Source organism: Streptomyces sp. NPDC005820 (assembly GCF_040630255.1).
In the GTDB taxonomy this organism is placed as follows: Bacteria; Actinomycetota; Actinomycetes; order Streptomycetales; family Streptomycetaceae; genus Streptomyces.
This window is the reverse complement of sequence record NZ_JBEXXE010000013.1, coordinates 176,151-192,566: the sequence shown is the minus strand read 5'-3', so window position 1 is coordinate 192,566 and position 16,416 is coordinate 176,151. Positions and strand designations below refer to the sequence as shown.

Below are 16,416 nucleotides of genomic sequence, written 5' to 3'. Positions count from 1 at the left end.
CCTGATTCCAGGGGACTGACTCATCCTGGCAACGGCCGTCCGTGTGACATAGTCGTTTCCGTGAAGCCTCGATCGATTGTCTTCGACCTGTTCGGCGACTACGTCCGCTACCGCGGCGGTGCCGCCCGGATGCGGACTCTCAGCACGCTGATGGGCTGCTTCGGCGTCGGTGAGAGCACTGTGCGCGTGGTGCTCGCCAGGCTGCGCAAGGAGGGCTGGTTCGATGTCCGACGCGAGGGCCGGGAGACCGTTTACGCGCTGAACAAGCGCAGTCTCCAGCTTCTCGACGAGGGCCGCACCCGCATCTTCGACCGGGCACCCGCCGACTGGGACCGGCACTGGTACATGGTCATCTACTCGGTCCCGGAGACCGAACGCGGTGTACGGGACCGCATCCGCAAGGAGCTGGCATGGCTGGGGTTTGGCCCGTTGGCCCCGTCCACGTACGTCTCCCCGCACGACCGGCTCCAGCAGGTCCGGGAGAAGTTCGCGGACGAGCCCGCCGTACGGCTCGACACGCTGCGCTGTCAGTCCGGCGGGCTGCCCGTCGACCGGGAGATGGCGGCGCGGGGCTGGGACCTCGACGGGCTCAACGAGGACTACCGGGAGTTGCTGCGCACGTATCGCGGGCGGATGGCCTCGTATCGGGCCGGGCATCTCAGTCCCGAGGAGGCCCTGGTCGAGCGGATGCGGCTGACGTACGACTACCGCAGGTTTCCGTTCCGCGACCCCGATCTGCCGACCGAACTGCTGCCGGCAGGGTGGGTGGGACATGAGGCGTACGAGATGTTCATCGAGGCCCATGACGTGCTTGGGCCGGCCGCGGAGGCGTACTACGACGAGGTGGTCGGCAGTCGCATGTGAGCGCCGCGTCGGGAGCGCCGAAAGATCTGCCTCGCTGTGCCGTCGGGCGACTGCTGCTGCGTCGTGGCTGGTCGCGTGGTTCCCCGCGCCCCTTTCAGGGCGCGGTTGTGGGCCTATGCCAGATGACCCAGCTCCCGCGATGCCTCCGTCACCGTCGCGTGCAGGTCGCGGGTCACCTCGGCCACGTGGTCCGGGGTTCCGGCGCTCTCCGGAAGGACGACCGAGATGGCGAGGGGCAGCGGGTCGCCGGCGGCGAAGACGGGGGCGGCGATCGAGATGATGCCCGGGATGACGCTGCTGCGGGTCTCGGCGTACCCCTGTTCACGGACCTGTTCCCGGGTGGCCGCCAGGCGCTCGGTGGGCCAGTCGGCCTCCTTGCCGCGCAGTTCGTCGCGGAGCACCTCGTCGGTGAGGCTTTCGGGCAGATGGGCCAGGAAGACCCGGCCGACCGATGAAGTGACCAAAGGCAGCGTGGCGCCGACGCGCACCGTCAGGGGCAGGGGGCGGGTGCCGTACGCCCAGCTGACGACGATCGGGCCGCGGTCGCCCCACACTGCGAGGTTCACGGAGTGGCCGGTGCGGTCACGGAGCCGCATGGCGTGGCCGCCGGCCACCGCGACCTCGTTGGTGCGGCGCAGCGCCTCGGCACCCATGCGGCGCATCGTGGCCCCGAAGTCGTAGAGGCCGGACGCGGCGTCCTGCGAGGTCAGGCCGATGCGGCCGAGGCTGACGAGATAACGGTGCACCTTGCTGGGCTGCATACCGCTGGCCTGCGCGATCGCCGACAGGCTCAGCGCGCCGCCCCCGCTCTCCAGGGCCAGCAGGACCCGCATCGCGGTCTCGACGGACTGGATGCCCTGCCGTTCCCCGTTCTCCTTGGACTCAGTACTGGTCACGGCACAGCCCTCTCCCCTGCCTGTGGTTGAACGCGATCAGCGTATCGGCGCGACAAGCCGACCAGCGTCTTCCAACAGATCTTACATTCACCATTGCGAAACGCATTACGTTCTGGTGAACTGCGGATGGGTGACGCTCACCGCCACCCCGGCTGCTCCCCCGTCGCACCGACGGCTCACTCGCAGCCACCGTTGAGCCGCTTCTGTCAGCGCACACGCCAGCGCTCCCCAGTGCCCGGTCACTCACACTCGACCCGCACCACACCTCACTCACCCCACGCTCCCCGCCTCACCCTCGCTCCACCCGCACCTCCCCTTCGCCGCACCGGCGATCCTCCGAGGAGAACTCCGCAATGAAGCTGATCGGCCTCGAAGAGCACTTCGTGACCCCCGACCTGGTGGGCCATGGCGCGTCCACCGCCTCCATCGCCCGGCCCCATGCGTGGGCCGAGGCCTCCCGCCGGCTCCTCGACCTCACCGAGGAACGCCTCGACGGCATGGACGCGGCAGGCCTGGACATGCAGGTGCTGTCCCTCAACTCTCCCGGCCTCCAGGCGGAGAAGGACCCGGCCGCCGCCGTACGCCAGGCGATCACGGTCAACGACTTCCTGACCGGTGTCATCGCCGAGCACCCCGACCGCTTCTCCGGCTTCGCCGCCCTGCCGCTCCAGGACCCCGGGGCCGCGGCCGACGAGCTGGAGCGGGCGGTCACCCAGCTCGGGCTGCGCGGCGCCCTCGTCAACGCGCACACCCATGGCAGGTACCTCGACGACCCCGCCCTGCGCGTCGTCTGGGAGCGCGCCGAGCACCTCGACGTACCGCTCTATCTGCACCCGGCGAACGGCGTCGACACCGCGCATGTGCTGTCCGGCCACCCCGAACTCGTAGGGCCCATGTGGAGCTGGGGCATCGACACCGCCACCCACGTCCTGCGCCTGATCTTCGGCGGTGTCTTCGACGACTTCCCAAAGGCCAAGCTGCTGCTCGGCCACATGGGAGAGGGCCTGCCGTTCGTGATGTGGCGCATGGACTCCCGCTGGGACTTCCACGCCCACCACGGCATCGAGCTCAGGCGGGGCCGCCCCTCGGAGTACCTCCGGGAGAACCTCTACATCACCACTAGCGGTGTCTGTTCCTCCGCCCCGCTGCTCACCGCGCTGCTGTCGATGGGCGCCGACCACATCCTCTTCGGCACCGACTACCCGTTCGAGGACATGGAGACGGCCACGACGTTCCTTCGGAACGCGCCGATCAGTGACGCCGACCGGCAGAAGATCGGCCACCTCAACGCCGAGAAGCTGCTCGGCCTCGCCCCGACCCCGGCACCCGCGTACGCCGGTGTCTGAGCACAAAGGGACCCACATGTACGACGTCGCCGTCATCGGGTACGGACCCGTCGGCATGGCCACGGCGGCACTGCTCGGTCAGGCAGGCCACGACGTGATCGTGCTGGAGCGCTACCCCACCCTCTACAACCTGCCGCGCGCCGCCATCTTCGACGACGAGACGATGCGGACGTTCGACCGCCTCGGCCTCTCCGAGACCCTGCTGCCCACGCTGCACGTCCAGCGGAACTACGAGTGGCGCAGCGGCGCGGGCGAGTTGCTCATCGAGCACGACTTCGCCGCCGTCGGCAGCCAGGGCTGGGCGGAGTGGTACATGATGTACCAGCCCTATCTGGAGGACGCTCTCGACAGCCTGGTCCGCGGTCTGGAGAACGTGCGGATCCGGATGGACTCCCGGGTCACGGGACTGCAGCACACCGATCAGGGCGTGGACATCCAGGTCGAGGGCGACGACGACGCCGTCTCCGCCCGGTACGTCGTGGCCTGCGACGGCGGCAACAGCTTCACCCGCACCTGGCTGGGCACCGGCCAGGAGGACTACGGCTTCTCCGAGCCGTGGATGGTCTGCGACTTCCGGCTGACCGAGGGCGACGGCGCGGACATCCCCAAGGCCCGCCAGGTCTGCGACCCGAAGCAGCCGATCTCGATCATCTCGCTGGGCCCGAAGCACCACCGGTTCAGCTTCATGCTCGACTCCGAGGACTCCTTCTCCGTCGAGCGGGAGCCCGACCGGGTGTGGGCGAGGGTCGCCGCCTACGTCGACCGCTCGCAGGCCGAGCTGATCCGGGTCGCCACGTACACGTTCCGCTCGCTGGTCGCAAAGCGGTGGCGCAGTGGCCGGATCCTGCTGGCCGGGGACGCGGCGCACCAGATGCCGCCGTTCCTCGGGCAGGGCATGTGCTCCGGCATCCGGGACGCGCAGAACTTCGCGTTCAAGCTGGACGCGGTGCTGCGCGGGGCCGACGACGCGCTGCTCGACACGTACCAGAGCGAGCGTGAGCCGCATGTCCGGGCCATCATCGCCAAGGGCATCGAGCTGGGCCGGGTGCAGACGATGCGCGACCCGGTGACCGCCGCCGAGCGCGACGCCCGGCTGATCGACCGGCGCGAGGCGAACGGGCGCCCGGAGAAGATGCGGTTCCCGGGGCTCGGTCCGGGGCTGCACGACGCGTCCCCGCAGGCGGGGCAGCTGATGCCGCACGGCCGTGTCGAGCACGACGGTACCGAGGGGCTCTTCGACACCGTTCTCGGCCGGGGCTTCGTCCTCCTCGTCGACGGCCGCGACGGCGCCTCGCTCGACGCCTCGGCCCTGGCGGAAGCCGCCCGGCTCGGCGTCGCCGTCCACCACCTCACCGACCGCCGCCTCACCACCGAGGGGTTCACGGATGTCGGCGGCGTCTACGGGCGCTGGTTCGGCGAGACCGGCCGTTCCGCCGTTCTGTGGCGGCCCGATTTCTACATTCTCGGCACCGCCGAGACGCCCTCCGGCGTCCCGGCGCTCCTGAAGGCCCTTGCCAACGCAGTAGAGCCGATGCAGGCTCCTGCCACCGTCGGAGAAAGGATCCGGCCATGACCGCTCCCTCTGTCATACGCCCGAGAGTCACCAGAGTGCCCGCGAACACCTTCATCCTGGTCGCCGCCTGGATCGTTTCCTCCCTTGAGGGCTACGACCTCGCCGTGTACGGCGTCACCGTCCCCTCCATCCTGGGCGACCCCTCGCTCGGCATCGACAAGGCCGAGGCGGGCACGATCGGCTCGCTCGTCGGCATCGGCATGCTGATCGGCGCGGCCTTCGCCGGAGCTCTCGTCCACCGCACCGGCCCGCGCCCACTGCTGCTCGCCGGGACCGCCCTGTTCACGCTCGGCATGACGATCTGCACGGTCGCGGGCGGTGTCCCGTCCTTCGGCGCCGGACGCCTGATCGTCGGGCTCGGCCTGGGTGTCGTCCTGCCGACGATCAACGCGTACGTGGCCGATCTCAGCGACCCGGGGCGCCGCAGCCGCAACGTCGCCCTGATCATGAGCGGTTACGCGGCCGGCGCCCTGCTCTCCCCGCTGCTCGGCACGGCCCTGCTCCCGGACGTCTCGTACCGCTGGCTGTATGTGATCGGTGTTCTCCCGGTGTTCCTGGCCATCCCGCTCGTCCTCCGGCTTCCGGAGAGCCCGCTCCACCTGCGTCGTACCGGCCGCGCCGACGAGGCGCGCGCGGTGGAGGAGCGACTCGGGCTGGCGCCCGTTGAGGACGCGCCGACGGCGGACCCGGGCCGCCGGCTGGGTCTCGGCTCGCTGCTGACCGGTGGCCTCGCCCTCTCGACCGTCCTGTTCTGGGCCATGTCCTTCTGCGGGCTTCTGCTGGTCTTCGGCATCAGCACCTGGCTGCCCAGCATCATGCAGGCCGCCGGCTTCTCCCTCGGCTCGGCGCTGCTGCAGACGGCGGCCATGTGGCTGGGTGTGGGCGTCGGGGCGATCGTCGGTGGCCGGATCGCGGACGCGCTGGGCGCCAAGCGGGTCGTGGTCGTCGCGTTCCTGGTCGGCACGGTCAGCCTGATAGCGATGAGCACGCGTCCGCCGACGGCCGTGATGTTCGTGCTGATGTTCATCAGCGGCTTCGGCTTCATCGGTTCGCAGATCCTCGGCAACGCGTTCATCGTGACCCGCTACCCGGATGCCGTACGCGGCAACGGCCTCGCCTGGGCCCTGTCCATCGGCCGGTTCGGCGCGATCGTCGGCCCGTCCCTGGGCGCGTTCGTCCTGAGCTCGGGCGCCGACATCGAGTGGGCCTTCTACGCCTTCGCCGTCCCCGCGCTCGTCGGGGCGTTCGCGGCGGGTGCCGTGCCCCGGGCCCGGACGGTGGCCGCGTGACCGCTTCCGTGGTCTACGAGTCGTGGGGCCAGCGGGTCGTCTTCGGCTCCGGCGCCGCACGGGACGACGTGGCGGCCGCGGTCACCGGGCTCGGCGCGAGCCGGGTCCTGGTGATCGCGGCCGACGGGGAGCGGGCCCTCGCCGAGGACATCTGCAAGGACCTGCCCGTCGTGGCGGTCTTCGGCGAGGTCCGCCCCCACGTACCGGTCGAGGTCGCCGAGGCCGTACGCGCCGCCGCCCGCGAGCGCGCGGCCGACCTGCTGCTGAGCGTCGGAGGCGGCTCGACGACCGGCACCGCCAAGGCGGCGGCGCTCACCACCGGGCTTCCGATCCTCGCCGTCCCGACGACGTATGCCGGCTCCGAGGCGACCCCTGTGTGGGGTCTCACCGAGGACGGCCACAAGCGCACCGGCGTCGACGCGAAGGTGCTCCCGCGGGTCGTCGTCTACGACGCCACGCTGATGTTGTCGCTGCCGACCCGGCTGTCGGTGACGTCGGGCCTCAACGCCCTCGCCCACTGCGTCGATGCGTGGTGGGCGCCCCGGCACAACCCGATCAGCTCCGCCCTGGCCGCCGAGGGTGTCCGCTCGCTGGCGTCCTCGCTGCCGCGCGTCGTCGCGGACGGCCAGGACGTCGCGGCCCGGCGCGACATCCTCCTCGGCACCTATCTCGGGGCGGTCGCCTTCGCCGGGGCCGGTTCCGGGCTGCACCACAAGGTGTGCCACGTCCTCGGCGGCGCGCACGACCTCGAACACGCCGCACTCCACTCGGTGGTCCTGCCCCATGTGGTCGGCCTCAACCTGCCGGCCGCGCCGGAGGCGGATCGGTGGCTGGGAGCGGCGCTCGACGCGCCCGCCGATCCCTTCGGGGCGCTCCTCGACCTCTACGCGAGCATCCGACCCCCGCGTTCACTGGGCGAGTTGGGCCTCCTCGAGCAGGAACTCGACCGGGCCACCGACCTGGTCATGGCACAGGTGCCGGACTCCAACCCGCGCCGCGTGACCCACGACGAGATGCGCGCCCTGCTGGGGCGGGCATGCCGTGGGGACACCCCGAAACAGGTCCCCCTCCTCCCCGGGACGGAGCCCCTGCGATGACCGAATCGATGTCTGAATCAACGACTGAGCGACAACTGACCGACCAGGTCGTCGCGAGCTTCGACTCCGCGAAGGACGACCGTTTCCGTGAGCTGATGCAGGCCCTCGTACGCCACGCGCACGCGTTCGTGCGCGAGACGCGGCTCACCGAGGACGAGTGGAACGCGGCGATCGGGTTCCTGACGGCGGCCGGTCACATCACGACCGACACCCGCCAGGAGTTCGTCCTCCTCTCCGACGTCCTCGGTATCTCGATGCTGACCGTCGCGGTGAACGAACCGGGCGACGGCGAGGCCACCGAGTCCACGGTCCTCGGCCCGTTCTTCGTCCTGGACTCGCCCGGGATCGAGCCCGGCGGGGACATCGCGGGCGGTGCGAGCGGCGAACCGTCCTGGGTCAGCGGCCGGGTCACGGGCCCCGACGGCACCCCGGTCGCCGGAGCGCGCGTCGAGGTGTGGGAGGCCGATGACGACGGGATGTACGACGTCCAGTACGACAACGGCGCCGGCGAACTCGCCGGGCGCGCACACCTGTTCACGGACGCCGAGGGCGGCTACCGGTTCTGGGGGCTCACGCCCACGCCGTATCCGATCCCGGACGACGGCCCGGTCGGCCGGCTGCTGGACCACGCCGGCCGTTCCCCGATGCGGGCACCGCATCTGCACTTCCAGGTGACGGCACCGGGTTTCCACACGCTCATCACGCACAGCTTCGTCGCGGGCGACTCCTGGCTGGAGCGGGACTCGGTGTTCGGGGTCAAGAAGTCGCTCATCCGCCCGTTCGAGCGCCACGAGGCGGGAACCCCGACGCCGGACGGGCGTCGGATCGACGGCACCTGGACCTCGGCGACCTTCGACATCGTGCTGAGGAAGGAGTAGCCAGATCTCGACGTGAGGGGTAGACGGCGTCGTGTGTGGCGGTCACCTTCGACAGCGGACTGCGAGGGAGCGCTCCCACGCCGCCCTTGTCGAAGGGACGGCCACCACGCAGACGCCTCGCGACTTACCCCGTACGTCCCTCGTCTTTCTCGAAGAGTCTTGGTCTCGGCCGCCGCCGCGGGCCGCCCTCGCCGCCGTAGCTCGAACATCGCTGCCCCCTCCTGGCTTCGTCGGCTTCGTCGGCTTCGTGGTGTCAGCGCGCCGCGCGCTTGATGAGGGCGGCCGTCGCGGCGGGCTGCGCGATCATCGCGACATGCGAGGCGTCGGCCTCCACGGTGTGCGCGCCGGCCCGGTGCGCCATGAACCGCTGGGCCGCCGGGGGCAGCACCTGGTCGTCGCGGCCCACGAGGTACCAGGAGGGAATGGTCTTCCAGGCCGGGGCGCCGGACGGCTCCCCGAGGGTGCGCGTGTCGGCGGGCCGCTGGCCGGCCCACATCAGCTCGGTGGTCGCCTTCGGCAGGTCCCCGGCGAACACGTCGTGGAAGAGCTCCTTCTTGATGTATCCGTCGACGAGGCCCTCTCCATAGGGACGGAAGTCGAGCGCCGCCTCACTGAGTCTGCTTCCCGGGTACTTGGTCTGCAGGCCCAGCAGCGTCTCCCCTTGATCGGGCACGAAGGCGTTGACGTAGACCAGCGCCTTCACGTTCGGGTTGCCGGTCGCGGCGTTCGTGACGACGATGCCGCCGTAGGAGTGCGCGACGAGGACGAGCGGGCCGCTGAGGGTCGCGAGGATGCCGGCCAGATAGGCGGAGTCGGAGGCCACGCCGCGCAGGGGGTTGGGCGGTGCGATGACCGGATAGCCGTCGCGGATGAGCCGGGAGGCGACCCCGTTCCAGCCGGAGGCGTCGGCGAACGCGCCGTGCACGAGCACCACAGTGGGCTTACGGCCGCTGCCGCCTCCGGTGTGTGCCTGCGCGGCGGGCGCGTCGAGCGCGGCGCCCACTACGACCGCGGCGGATCCGGCCAACAGGCCCCGGCGAGTTGTCGTCATCGATGTGTACCCTTCGGTATCCGGTGTTCTCGCTGATGAACGCGGGTCAGCGTAGGACCGGTTACTTGACGGGCACTGAACACAAATCCGGGCGCCCTACAGGGGCCGCTTCACTGTAAGTTCCGTTACCCCACTGCTTTTTCCTGGGCGACGGCATGCGGCGCCGCCGTGTTGGCGCGCTTGTCCAAGGTGTACCGGCGTTGCAGCGCGATGGCGATCGTCATGAGTACGGCCGGCAGCAGGGTGAATCCGTAGCGGACGGCCGCCACCGAGCCAGGAGACTGGGTGGTGTGCTCGCCCGCGGTACTGGCCACGAACCCGCCCGCGGCCAGGCAGGCCGAGTACAGATACGGCCCCAACGCGCCGCCGGTGGCCTCGGCAGCGGTCCACACCCCGGTGTAACTGCCCGCGCTGGCGGTTCCGGCCGGCCCGGCGGCGGCGATGACGTCGGGCACCATCGACAGCGGCAGCAGTTGCATCGCGGCGAACGCGACGCCCAGCGTCGCCACGGCCGCGATCAGCAGGGGCAGGCCGGCCGCGGCGCCCAGGGCCAGCACCAGCGAGCCGGCCACGAACACGGCCTGGGCGACGAGCAGGCTGCGCTGCTTGCCGAGACGCCGGGCCACCAGTACCCACAGGGGGGTGGTCAGGACCGCCGGCGCCATGAACGCCGCGATGAGCACGGTCGTGAGGGAGGAGCGGCCCAGCTCGTACTCGGCGAAGTACGGCATGGCGGCCAGTACCAGTTTCATCGTGATCGCGACGGTCAGATAGGACGCGGTCAGCGCACGGAACTGCCGGTCGCGCAGCGCCACCAGCAGCCCGCCCCGGTGCCCCGGCTCGGCCGGGGTACCCGGCGCGGCCCGGTTGAGGCGGGCGACGCCGGTGATGCCGACCAGCATCGCCGCAAGCATGACCGCGCCGAGCAGCAGGGCCATCCTCGTGTAGTCGCCGACGCCCGGATCGTCGCCGGCGACCACCGGCGCGGCCACACCGGCGAGCAGGACGCTCACGGCGATCACGACACTGCGGTAACCCATGAGGCGAGTCCGCTCGTGGTAGCCGATGCCCAGGTCGGCCGGTGTGGCGAGGTAGGAGACCTGGTAGCACGAGTAGAGCAGTTTGCCGGCGACCAGCGCCACCGCGACCCATAGCGCGGCGGTTGTCCCGTGCAGGTCCGACGGCACGGCGAACAGGGTCACGAAGGCGACCACCACAACGCAGCCGGCCACCATCAGTTGCCGGCGGTGGCCGCGGCCGGCCAGGTTGGCATCGGAGATCCGGCCCACCCAGGGGCGCACCACGATGTCGGCGGCACTCGGCAGCAGCAGCGCGAAGCCGGCCACCTGCGGCGGCACTGCCAGGACGTCGGTCAGGAAGTACAGCAGGAAGATGCCCGGCACGGTGGCCCAGATGCCCATGCCGACCGAACCGGCGGCGAAGGGGACGAGTGCGCGCAGGGGGAGCCGAACGTTGGTCATCAGCAGCCTTCCGGGAATCCGCCGCAGGGGACTGTCGTTACTCGCTTGCGTTCTCAGAAAGCCAGGGCCAGTCGGCGTACGGCCTCGCGCAGTTCTTCCGGAGTGCGGTCGCTGTAGGCGAATCGCAGGTGCCGGGCCGAGGACCGCTGCCGGGGGTCCGCCGCGAAGTACTCGCCCGGTTGGTAGAGCACGCCGTGGGCGGCCGCCCGCCGGAACAGCGCCGCGGGGTCCACGGCGTCGTCGGTGAGCCGGGGCCAGAGGAACAGCCCGCCTTCGGGGGCCACGATGTCGAGGGCGCCCGGGAGTTGTTCCTGGAGGGCGTCGATCAGCACGCCGGCGCGTTCCCTGTACAGCGCGGTGGCGCCGGCCACGATCCGGTCGAACCACGGGGCGTCGTCGGTGAGCAGCCGTTCGATCATCGCCTGGGTCACCGAGGAGGTGTGTACGTCGAGGCGGTTGCGCAGCCGGATCACCGGGTCCACGAGGTGGTCCGGCAGCAGCAGCCAGCCCACGCGCCAGCCGGGGCCGAGGGTCTTGGTGAAGGTGTTGACGTGGATCGCCCGGTCCGACTGGTTGAAGGCCGCGACACCCTGGTCCTGGCCGGCGAAGCGCAGTTCGCGGTACGGATTGTCGACGATCACGTAGAAGCCGTACCGCTCGGCGAGCTCGACCAGTGCCTGTCGCTTCGGTGTCGAGAGACTGACCTGGGCGGGGTTGTGGAAGTCGGGCACGGTGTAGGCCGCGGCGATCCGGGTGCCGGTGGCGAGCCGCCGGGCGAGGTGTTCGACGTCGAAGCCGTCGGCCACGACCGGTACCGGCAGGATCCGCGTCGTCGCCACCTCCAGGGCCCACAGGAAACCCGGGAACACCGGATCGTCCAGCGCGACGGTGGCACCGCGCTCGACGACGGTCAGCACCGCCAGTGCGAGGCCGTGCATGCCACCGTTCGTCACCACGATCCGGCTCGGGTCGACGCCCTCCCGCTTCGCGATCCAGTCGCGCAGCGCCTCGGATCCGCGCGCCGGCGAGTACTGGAGGGACGCGATCGCGGCGTCGGGGTCCTGCCACAGCTGCGCCGATGCCCGGCCGATCGCCTCGACCGGCAGAGCCTCGGGCGCGGGGATGCCACCCAGCAGCCTGATCGTTCCGGGGACGGCGGCGGCCAGGCTGGCATCGACGAAGCCCTTCGGCGCCGAGAGCCCACGGGCCAGGGCCGTCAGCCCGCTCCGTTCCTCATCAGGGCCTGCGGTCATGCCTTGCCTCCAGGTCTTGAGAGGAGTTGTTCGGCACGTCGCGCGAACAGGTGCGCCTCACGTGCGGTGGAGTGCGTGTGGGCCCGTTCGGCGGCGGCCCGGACAGCGGTGAGGGGTGCGCCGCGGGCCTGCAGCAGGCGCGCCTTCAGCAGCAGGAGCAGCCCTTCGGCGTAGCGCTGGCCGTAGTCCCAGATTGCCTGGTCGGCTCGGTCGAGAGCGGCTTCGGCCCGGTCGGGCAATCCGGCTGCCAGCCACATCTCGGCGATCAGCGCGTAGTTGTAGGCGATGCCCCATTGCGGCGGATCGAGCAGGTGGGCGGCCAGGAGTTCCTCGGCCTCGGCCGCGGCACCGGCCGGATCCTCGCCGGTGAGGGCCCGCGCCCAGCACCAGCTGAGCCAGATGTAGTGGTCGATGAGGGCGCGGAGACGGACGAAACGGGCGGCGGCCCACCGCTCGCCGGCTCGCCGTGCCGTTTCGGCGTCCCCGGCCATGGAAGCGATCATGGTCGTGTAATAGACCCAGACCGAGGCCGCGTACGGATCCCCCGGGGTGTCCCAGGTGTCGACGAAAGCCAGCGCCGCGTCGACGTCACCGTGCAGGGCGGTCATGACCGCCCGCCAGCCGGGCCCTTCCCCGGGAATGCTGCCGTCCCGCCGGAGCGGTGTCTCCTCGTCCGGGGCGAGGGCGCCGCCGACAGCGGCGACGTCCTCCTTGATGAGCGTCCGGTACGCCTCACCGATGTTGCCGATGTCCCACTGATGTAGACCCCACATGTGCCGGCCGTAGCGTCGGACGGCCGGGTCGGAGGACACCTGACCGAGTTCGTGCATGCGGCGGGCCAACTGCCCGCGGCCCTTCTCGATGGAGGTGTAGGCACCCATCGTGCGGATGAAGAGGAAGTCGGCGGCCTCCGCCTCCCGGCCCAGAGTGCGGGCCAGGTATTCGGCCCGTTCCAGCAGGTCGAAGGTCGAGGCGTCGTATCCCGCCTCTCGTCTGACAACGATGGCGAGCAGCGTGAGGGCGGAGAACTCCAGCTCCATGAGCCCTGCGGCCCGGGTGACCTGTACGGCGGAGCGCAGCTGTCGATTGGCGGACTCGAAGGCGAGTTTGGCTGCCGCCCGGCGCCCGGCGCGGATCAGCGCCTCCGCGACGCGGACGGGCTCGGCGAGGGGGCCGGCGGCCCACAGGTGGTAGGCGAGGCGTTCGGCGACATCCTCGTCGTCGGCATGGATCTGTTCGAGCGCGTCCGCGACGCGCAGATGCAACTGGGTGACCTGCTGTTTCGTCGCGGTCTCGGAGACCGACTCGCGCACCAGGTCGTGCGCGAAGCGGAGCGAGGACGGGTCCTGCGGCCCGGGTTCGAGCAGCCCTAGAGTGTGCAGGGGTTCCAGGCGGTCGAGACAGTCCGCGACGCCCACACCGGTGGCGCGGGACAGCAGCCTGAGGTTCACTTCGCGGCCGATGAGCGCGGCCACCCGCAGCAGGTGGCGGGCTCGGTCGTCGAGCCCGGACATCCGGTCGCGGACGACGTCATGGACGGTGGACGGGACTCCGGCCGCTGCGGACGTGTCGCCGTCGCCGATCGCGCCGACCCCGCTGAGGAGCCGGGACAGTTCGCGGACGAAGAACGGATTGCCGGAGGTACGGGCGTGGATGACGCGGGCGACGGCGTCGCCGGGATCCTGGCCGGCCTCGTGACGGATGAGTTCGGCCACGTCGGCCGGACCGAGCGGGCCGAGCCGGAACCTGCGGTGACCGGGCCGCCGGCCGGCGGCGGCCAGCACCCGGGAGAGGTCCGGGCCGAGCGTGGGTGCGCGGTCACGGAGCGCGCCGATGATCGCGGTGCCCAGGGGCAGCCGCCCCGCCAGGTGCTGCAACAGCTGCAGGGAGGTGGCGTCGGCCCATTGGAGATCGTCAAGTATCAGCAGTGTGGGCCGCCGCGCCGAGGCTTGTCCGAGGAGCGCGACGACCTGTTCGAACAGCCGGAACTGGGCGTTGCCGTCGGGAAGTTCCCGGGTTGCGTCGTCCCGCGCCGAAAGGAGGCTTCCCAACCCGCCGGTGAGCCACTGTGTGCTCGCCTCGGCGGGCAGACTGCGGACGACCTGGCTCAGGGCCTGCTCCCATGGCCACATCGCCGGTGTCCCGTCGCCCTCCAGGCAGGAGCCCCAGACGGTGAGCGCGCCCAGTCGGCCCGCCACGGCGGCGGCCTCCTCCAGCAGCCGGGTCTTGCCCGCGCCCGGTTCACCCTCGACGATGCCGATCGCGGTGTCGCCGGCGAGTGCGCGCTCCACGATGCGCCGCAGCGTGGCGAGTTCCTCGGCCCGGCCGATCAAGGTGGCCGCCGTGGTCCGGCCGACCTCCTCGTCCGCCTCCCGCGTCGGCGGCGACGCCGGGGGCTGGGTGAGAATCCGCCGCTGTGCTTCCTCCAACGCCGGACCCGGGTCGATGCCGAGTTCGTCGGCGAGCCGGTCACGGACCTGGCGAACCACCGACAGCGCCTCCGCCTGCCGTCCGGCGGCGCCGAGCACGCCGACGAGACCGGCCAGCACGGGTTCGTTGAACGGTGCCATCGATGCGGCCAGTTGCAGAGCCGCGAGCACCCGCTCCGGTTGGCCCTGCGACACGGCGAGCTCCGCCGCCGCCGTGCACGCGTCGTAGAACTCGTTGTCGAGTGCGGCGAAGACCGTCGCGGCGATCGTCCCGTCGGCGATGCCGTCGCCCGCCGGGCCGCGCCAGAGCCCGAGCGCTCCGACGTAGTGATCGAGGGCCACCTCGCGATCGTGCCGGGTCAGCGCGGCCCTGGCGGCATCGACACGTTCCCGGAAGGCGACGAGGTCCAGCGTGGCGGGGCCGGCGGCGAACAGGTAGGAACTGCCGCGACGGTGGAGGTACGAGCCGGTTTCGCGGACGGGTAACTGAGGTTCGAGCAGCCGTCGCAACGCGCCGATGTACTTCTGAAGAATGTTCATGGCGCTGGAGGGGGCGCCATCGCCCCAGACCAGGTCGATCAGCTCGCTCGTGCTGGTCGGTCTGCCGGTGCGGGCCAGCAGCAGAGCCAGAAGGTGTGCCTGTTGCCGTGGCCCGGCGCCCAGTTCGACACCGTCGCGCCAGATCCGTAACGGGCCCAGGATCTGCAGATACGGCACCACCACACTCCTCGATCCCGGGACGGACACGGCCCGATGCTCGCTGGTGCCGACTACGTGCGGAGTGTACGTGGACTGTGCGGATTTCACGGGTGAGTACGGCGATCTCGGCTTCTCGGCAGCGCTCCGATCGCCGAAACGGACTTTACGGACAGCGGAGCACCGTTCACTCCGCGTCAAGTGGCGGGCGCCAGTCTTTGGGTGCACGGCGGCGTCGATGCCTGCCGGGCCGCTCACCCCACTGACGCGATGACCTCGAGTGCCCACATCAGCCGAAAGAGGCAGGACCCACCCCATGAGCCCAGTGCAACCGTTCCGGAGAATCGTGACCGGCCATGACGCGTCCGATCGTGCGGTGATCACGCAGGACGCACCGCCGGCTCGCGTGGTGGAGATCGGCGGGCCTGGTGGCCCGACCTTCTATGAAGTGTGGAACACACGCCAGACGCCGGCCGTCATCGACCGGGAGTCGGGTGAGCCGGCGGAGGACGGTCTGGTGCTCGCGCCTCCCGAGGGCGGCACTCGCATCCGGGTGATCGACTTCCCGCCGGAGGACGACCGGATCCGGAACCTGACGGGGGCCCAGGCGGCCGAGAAGTTCGGGGAGATGGGCGGTGCCGACGCCGCACGGTCCGCTGCCGGTGCCCCGCATCCGTTGATGCACCGCACGCAGACGATCGACTACGGGATCGTCGTCGAGGGCGAGCTCACGCTGGTCCTCGACGACGGCGAGACCATCGTCCGCACCGGAGACATCGTGATTCAGCGCGGCACCAATCACGCCTGGGCGAACCGGTCGGCCGCGAACTGCCGGGTCGCCTTCGTGCTCATCGACGGCCAGTACACCGACGGACTCTGAGACGGACTCCGAGAAGGAGGAGCATCGTATGCGTATTCGACCCATCCCACGCGATGAGCTCGACCCCCGACTCCGCGAGGTGCATGACGGCATCGCCGGCCTCGTCACCGAGGAGCAGGGCCGCGTCGTCATCCTCGACGGCGACGGCGCGCTCGTCGGGCCGTTCGCGGCGATGCTGCACTTCCCCGCGTTCGGGGTTCCGGCGCTGTTTCTGCAGCGGGCGGTCGCGGCGGAGGCTCATCTCGATCCCATCGTTCGCGAGGTGGCGATCCTCACCGTCGGCGCCGCGTACGGCGCCCGATATCTGCTGTACGCACACGAGCAGACGGCAGATGAGGTCGGCCTTCCGGAGGCACGGATCGCGACCCTGGCGGCGGGCGGGCGGCCCTCCGGGCTGAGTGACGAACAGGCCGTCGCCCACGACGTCGCGATGGCGTTGACCTCCGGGCGCGTACTGCCGGACTCCACCTACGACCGGGCCACACGGTTGCTGGGCCATGACGGGGTCGGCGAGCTGGTGTTCCTCATCGGCAGCTACTGCCTCATCGCGATGGTGCTGAACTGCTTCGACGTACCGGTCCCCGGTCGGGAACCGTCGACTGCCCATCCGTGACGACGACAGGGTGCCCGGGCGACCGGAGCACACGTTCGGGCCGCCCGCCGGCGGTGGGCGGCCCGAACGC

General features: G+C 70.9%; 13 protein-coding genes. 8 read left to right on the top strand and 5 right to left on the bottom strand.

The genetic code is table 11. The features are described 5' to 3' along the window. Window positions 1-60 precede the first annotated feature (60 nt). Window positions 61-864 carry a PaaX family transcriptional regulator C-terminal domain-containing protein gene (locus ABZ464_RS18325; protein WP_359277829.1) on the top strand — a complete coding sequence of 268 codons (804 nt, stop codon included), beginning with the start codon at window positions 61-63 and terminating at the stop codon, window positions 862-864. A gap of 113 nt (window positions 865-977) precedes the next feature. On the opposite strand, the gene ABZ464_RS18320 is transcribed toward ABZ464_RS18325, so the two are convergent. Continuing rightward, window positions 978-1,760: an IclR family transcriptional regulator gene (locus ABZ464_RS18320; RefSeq protein ID WP_359277826.1), complete on the bottom strand. Its 783-nt coding sequence runs from the start codon at window positions 1,758-1,760 to the stop codon at window positions 978-980. A gap of 353 nt (window positions 1,761-2,113) precedes the next feature. Between ABZ464_RS18320 and ABZ464_RS18315 the strand changes: the two genes are divergently transcribed. Genes ABZ464_RS18315 through ABZ464_RS18295 form a run of 5 tightly spaced genes read left to right on the top strand, consistent with a single transcriptional unit; the run spans window position 2,114 to window position 7,943 of the window. Continuing rightward, window positions 2,114-3,106 carry an amidohydrolase family protein gene (locus tag ABZ464_RS18315; protein ID WP_359277823.1) on the top strand — a complete coding sequence of 331 codons (993 nt, stop codon included), beginning with the start codon at window positions 2,114-2,116 and terminating at the stop codon, window positions 3,104-3,106. A gap of 16 nt (window positions 3,107-3,122) precedes the next feature. Then, window positions 3,123-4,679 carry a bifunctional 3-(3-hydroxy-phenyl)propionate/3-hydroxycinnamic acid hydroxylase gene (locus ABZ464_RS18310; protein WP_359277820.1) on the top strand — a complete coding sequence of 519 codons (1,557 nt, stop codon included), beginning with the start codon at window positions 3,123-3,125 and terminating at the stop codon, window positions 4,677-4,679. A gap of 35 nt (window positions 4,680-4,714) precedes the next feature. Next, window positions 4,715-5,968 (top strand): MFS transporter, encoded by a 1,254-nt coding sequence (locus tag ABZ464_RS18305; RefSeq protein WP_359277817.1) that lies wholly within the window; start codon window positions 4,715-4,717, stop codon window positions 5,966-5,968. Beyond that, complete coding sequence (locus tag ABZ464_RS18300) at window positions 5,965-7,065, top strand: maleylacetate reductase (protein ID WP_359277814.1); 1,101 nt, start codon at window positions 5,965-5,967, stop codon at window positions 7,063-7,065. Before ABZ464_RS18305 ends, ABZ464_RS18300 begins: the two co-directional genes overlap by 4 nt. An 8-nt stretch (window positions 7,066-7,073) precedes the next feature. Next, window positions 7,074-7,943: a dioxygenase gene (locus ABZ464_RS18295; RefSeq protein ID WP_359277811.1), complete on the top strand. Its 870-nt coding sequence runs from the start codon at window positions 7,074-7,076 to the stop codon at window positions 7,941-7,943. A gap of 253 nt (window positions 7,944-8,196) precedes the next feature. On the opposite strand, the gene ABZ464_RS18290 is transcribed toward ABZ464_RS18295, so the two are convergent. From ABZ464_RS18290 to ABZ464_RS18275, 4 genes are all read right to left on the bottom strand, one after another. Beyond that, window positions 8,197-8,994: an alpha/beta hydrolase gene (locus ABZ464_RS18290; protein ID WP_359277808.1), complete on the bottom strand. Its 798-nt coding sequence runs from the start codon at window positions 8,992-8,994 to the stop codon at window positions 8,197-8,199. A gap of 125 nt (window positions 8,995-9,119) precedes the next feature. Continuing rightward, window positions 9,120-10,475, bottom strand: a complete 1,356-nt coding sequence (locus ABZ464_RS18285) for an MFS transporter (RefSeq protein ID WP_359277805.1) — start codon at window positions 10,473-10,475, stop codon at window positions 9,120-9,122. Window positions 10,476-10,528: 53 nt separating this feature from the next. After that, on the bottom strand, window positions 10,529-11,728 hold the full coding sequence (locus ABZ464_RS18280) for a PLP-dependent aminotransferase family protein (RefSeq protein ID WP_359277802.1): 1,200 nt from the start codon (window positions 11,726-11,728) through the stop codon (window positions 10,529-10,531). Further along, window positions 11,725-14,904: a BTAD domain-containing putative transcriptional regulator gene (locus tag ABZ464_RS18275; RefSeq protein ID WP_359277799.1), complete on the bottom strand. Its 3,180-nt coding sequence runs from the start codon at window positions 14,902-14,904 to the stop codon at window positions 11,725-11,727. Before ABZ464_RS18275 ends, ABZ464_RS18280 begins: the two co-directional genes overlap by 4 nt. A gap of 325 nt (window positions 14,905-15,229) precedes the next feature. Between ABZ464_RS18275 and ABZ464_RS18270 the strand changes: the two genes are divergently transcribed. Beyond that, complete coding sequence (locus tag ABZ464_RS18270; RefSeq protein WP_359277796.1) at window positions 15,230-15,733, top strand: cupin domain-containing protein; 504 nt, start codon at window positions 15,230-15,232, stop codon at window positions 15,731-15,733. Window positions 15,734-15,761: 28 nt separating this feature from the next. Next, the gene (locus ABZ464_RS18265; RefSeq protein WP_359277793.1) at window positions 15,762-16,346 is read left to right on the top strand and encodes a hypothetical protein; all 585 of its coding nucleotides are present in this window, start codon (window positions 15,762-15,764) and stop codon (window positions 16,344-16,346) included. The last annotated feature ends 70 nt before the right edge of the window (window positions 16,347-16,416 follow it).

Excerpts from the sequence above, each read along its gene's own strand:
- ABZ464_RS18315 (WP_359277823.1), top strand. The coding sequence starts at position 2,114 with ATGAAGCTGATCGGCCTCGAAGAGCACTTCGTGACCCCCGACCTGGTG.
- ABZ464_RS18310 (WP_359277820.1), top strand. The coding sequence starts at position 3,123 with ATGTACGACGTCGCCGTCATCGGGTACGGACCCGTCGGCATGGCCACG.
- ABZ464_RS18295 (WP_359277811.1), top strand. The coding sequence starts at position 7,074 with ATGTCTGAATCAACGACTGAGCGACAACTGACCGACCAGGTCGTCGCG.
- ABZ464_RS18290 (WP_359277808.1), bottom strand. The coding sequence starts at position 8,994 with ATGACGACAACTCGCCGGGGCCTGTTGGCCGGATCCGCCGCGGTCGTA.
- ABZ464_RS18285 (WP_359277805.1), bottom strand. The coding sequence starts at position 10,475 with ATGACCAACGTTCGGCTCCCCCTGCGCGCACTCGTCCCCTTCGCCGCC.
- ABZ464_RS18280 (WP_359277802.1), bottom strand. The coding sequence starts at position 11,728 with ATGACCGCAGGCCCTGATGAGGAACGGAGCGGGCTGACGGCCCTGGCC.
- ABZ464_RS18265 (WP_359277793.1), top strand. The coding sequence starts at position 15,762 with ATGCGTATTCGACCCATCCCACGCGATGAGCTCGACCCCCGACTCCGC.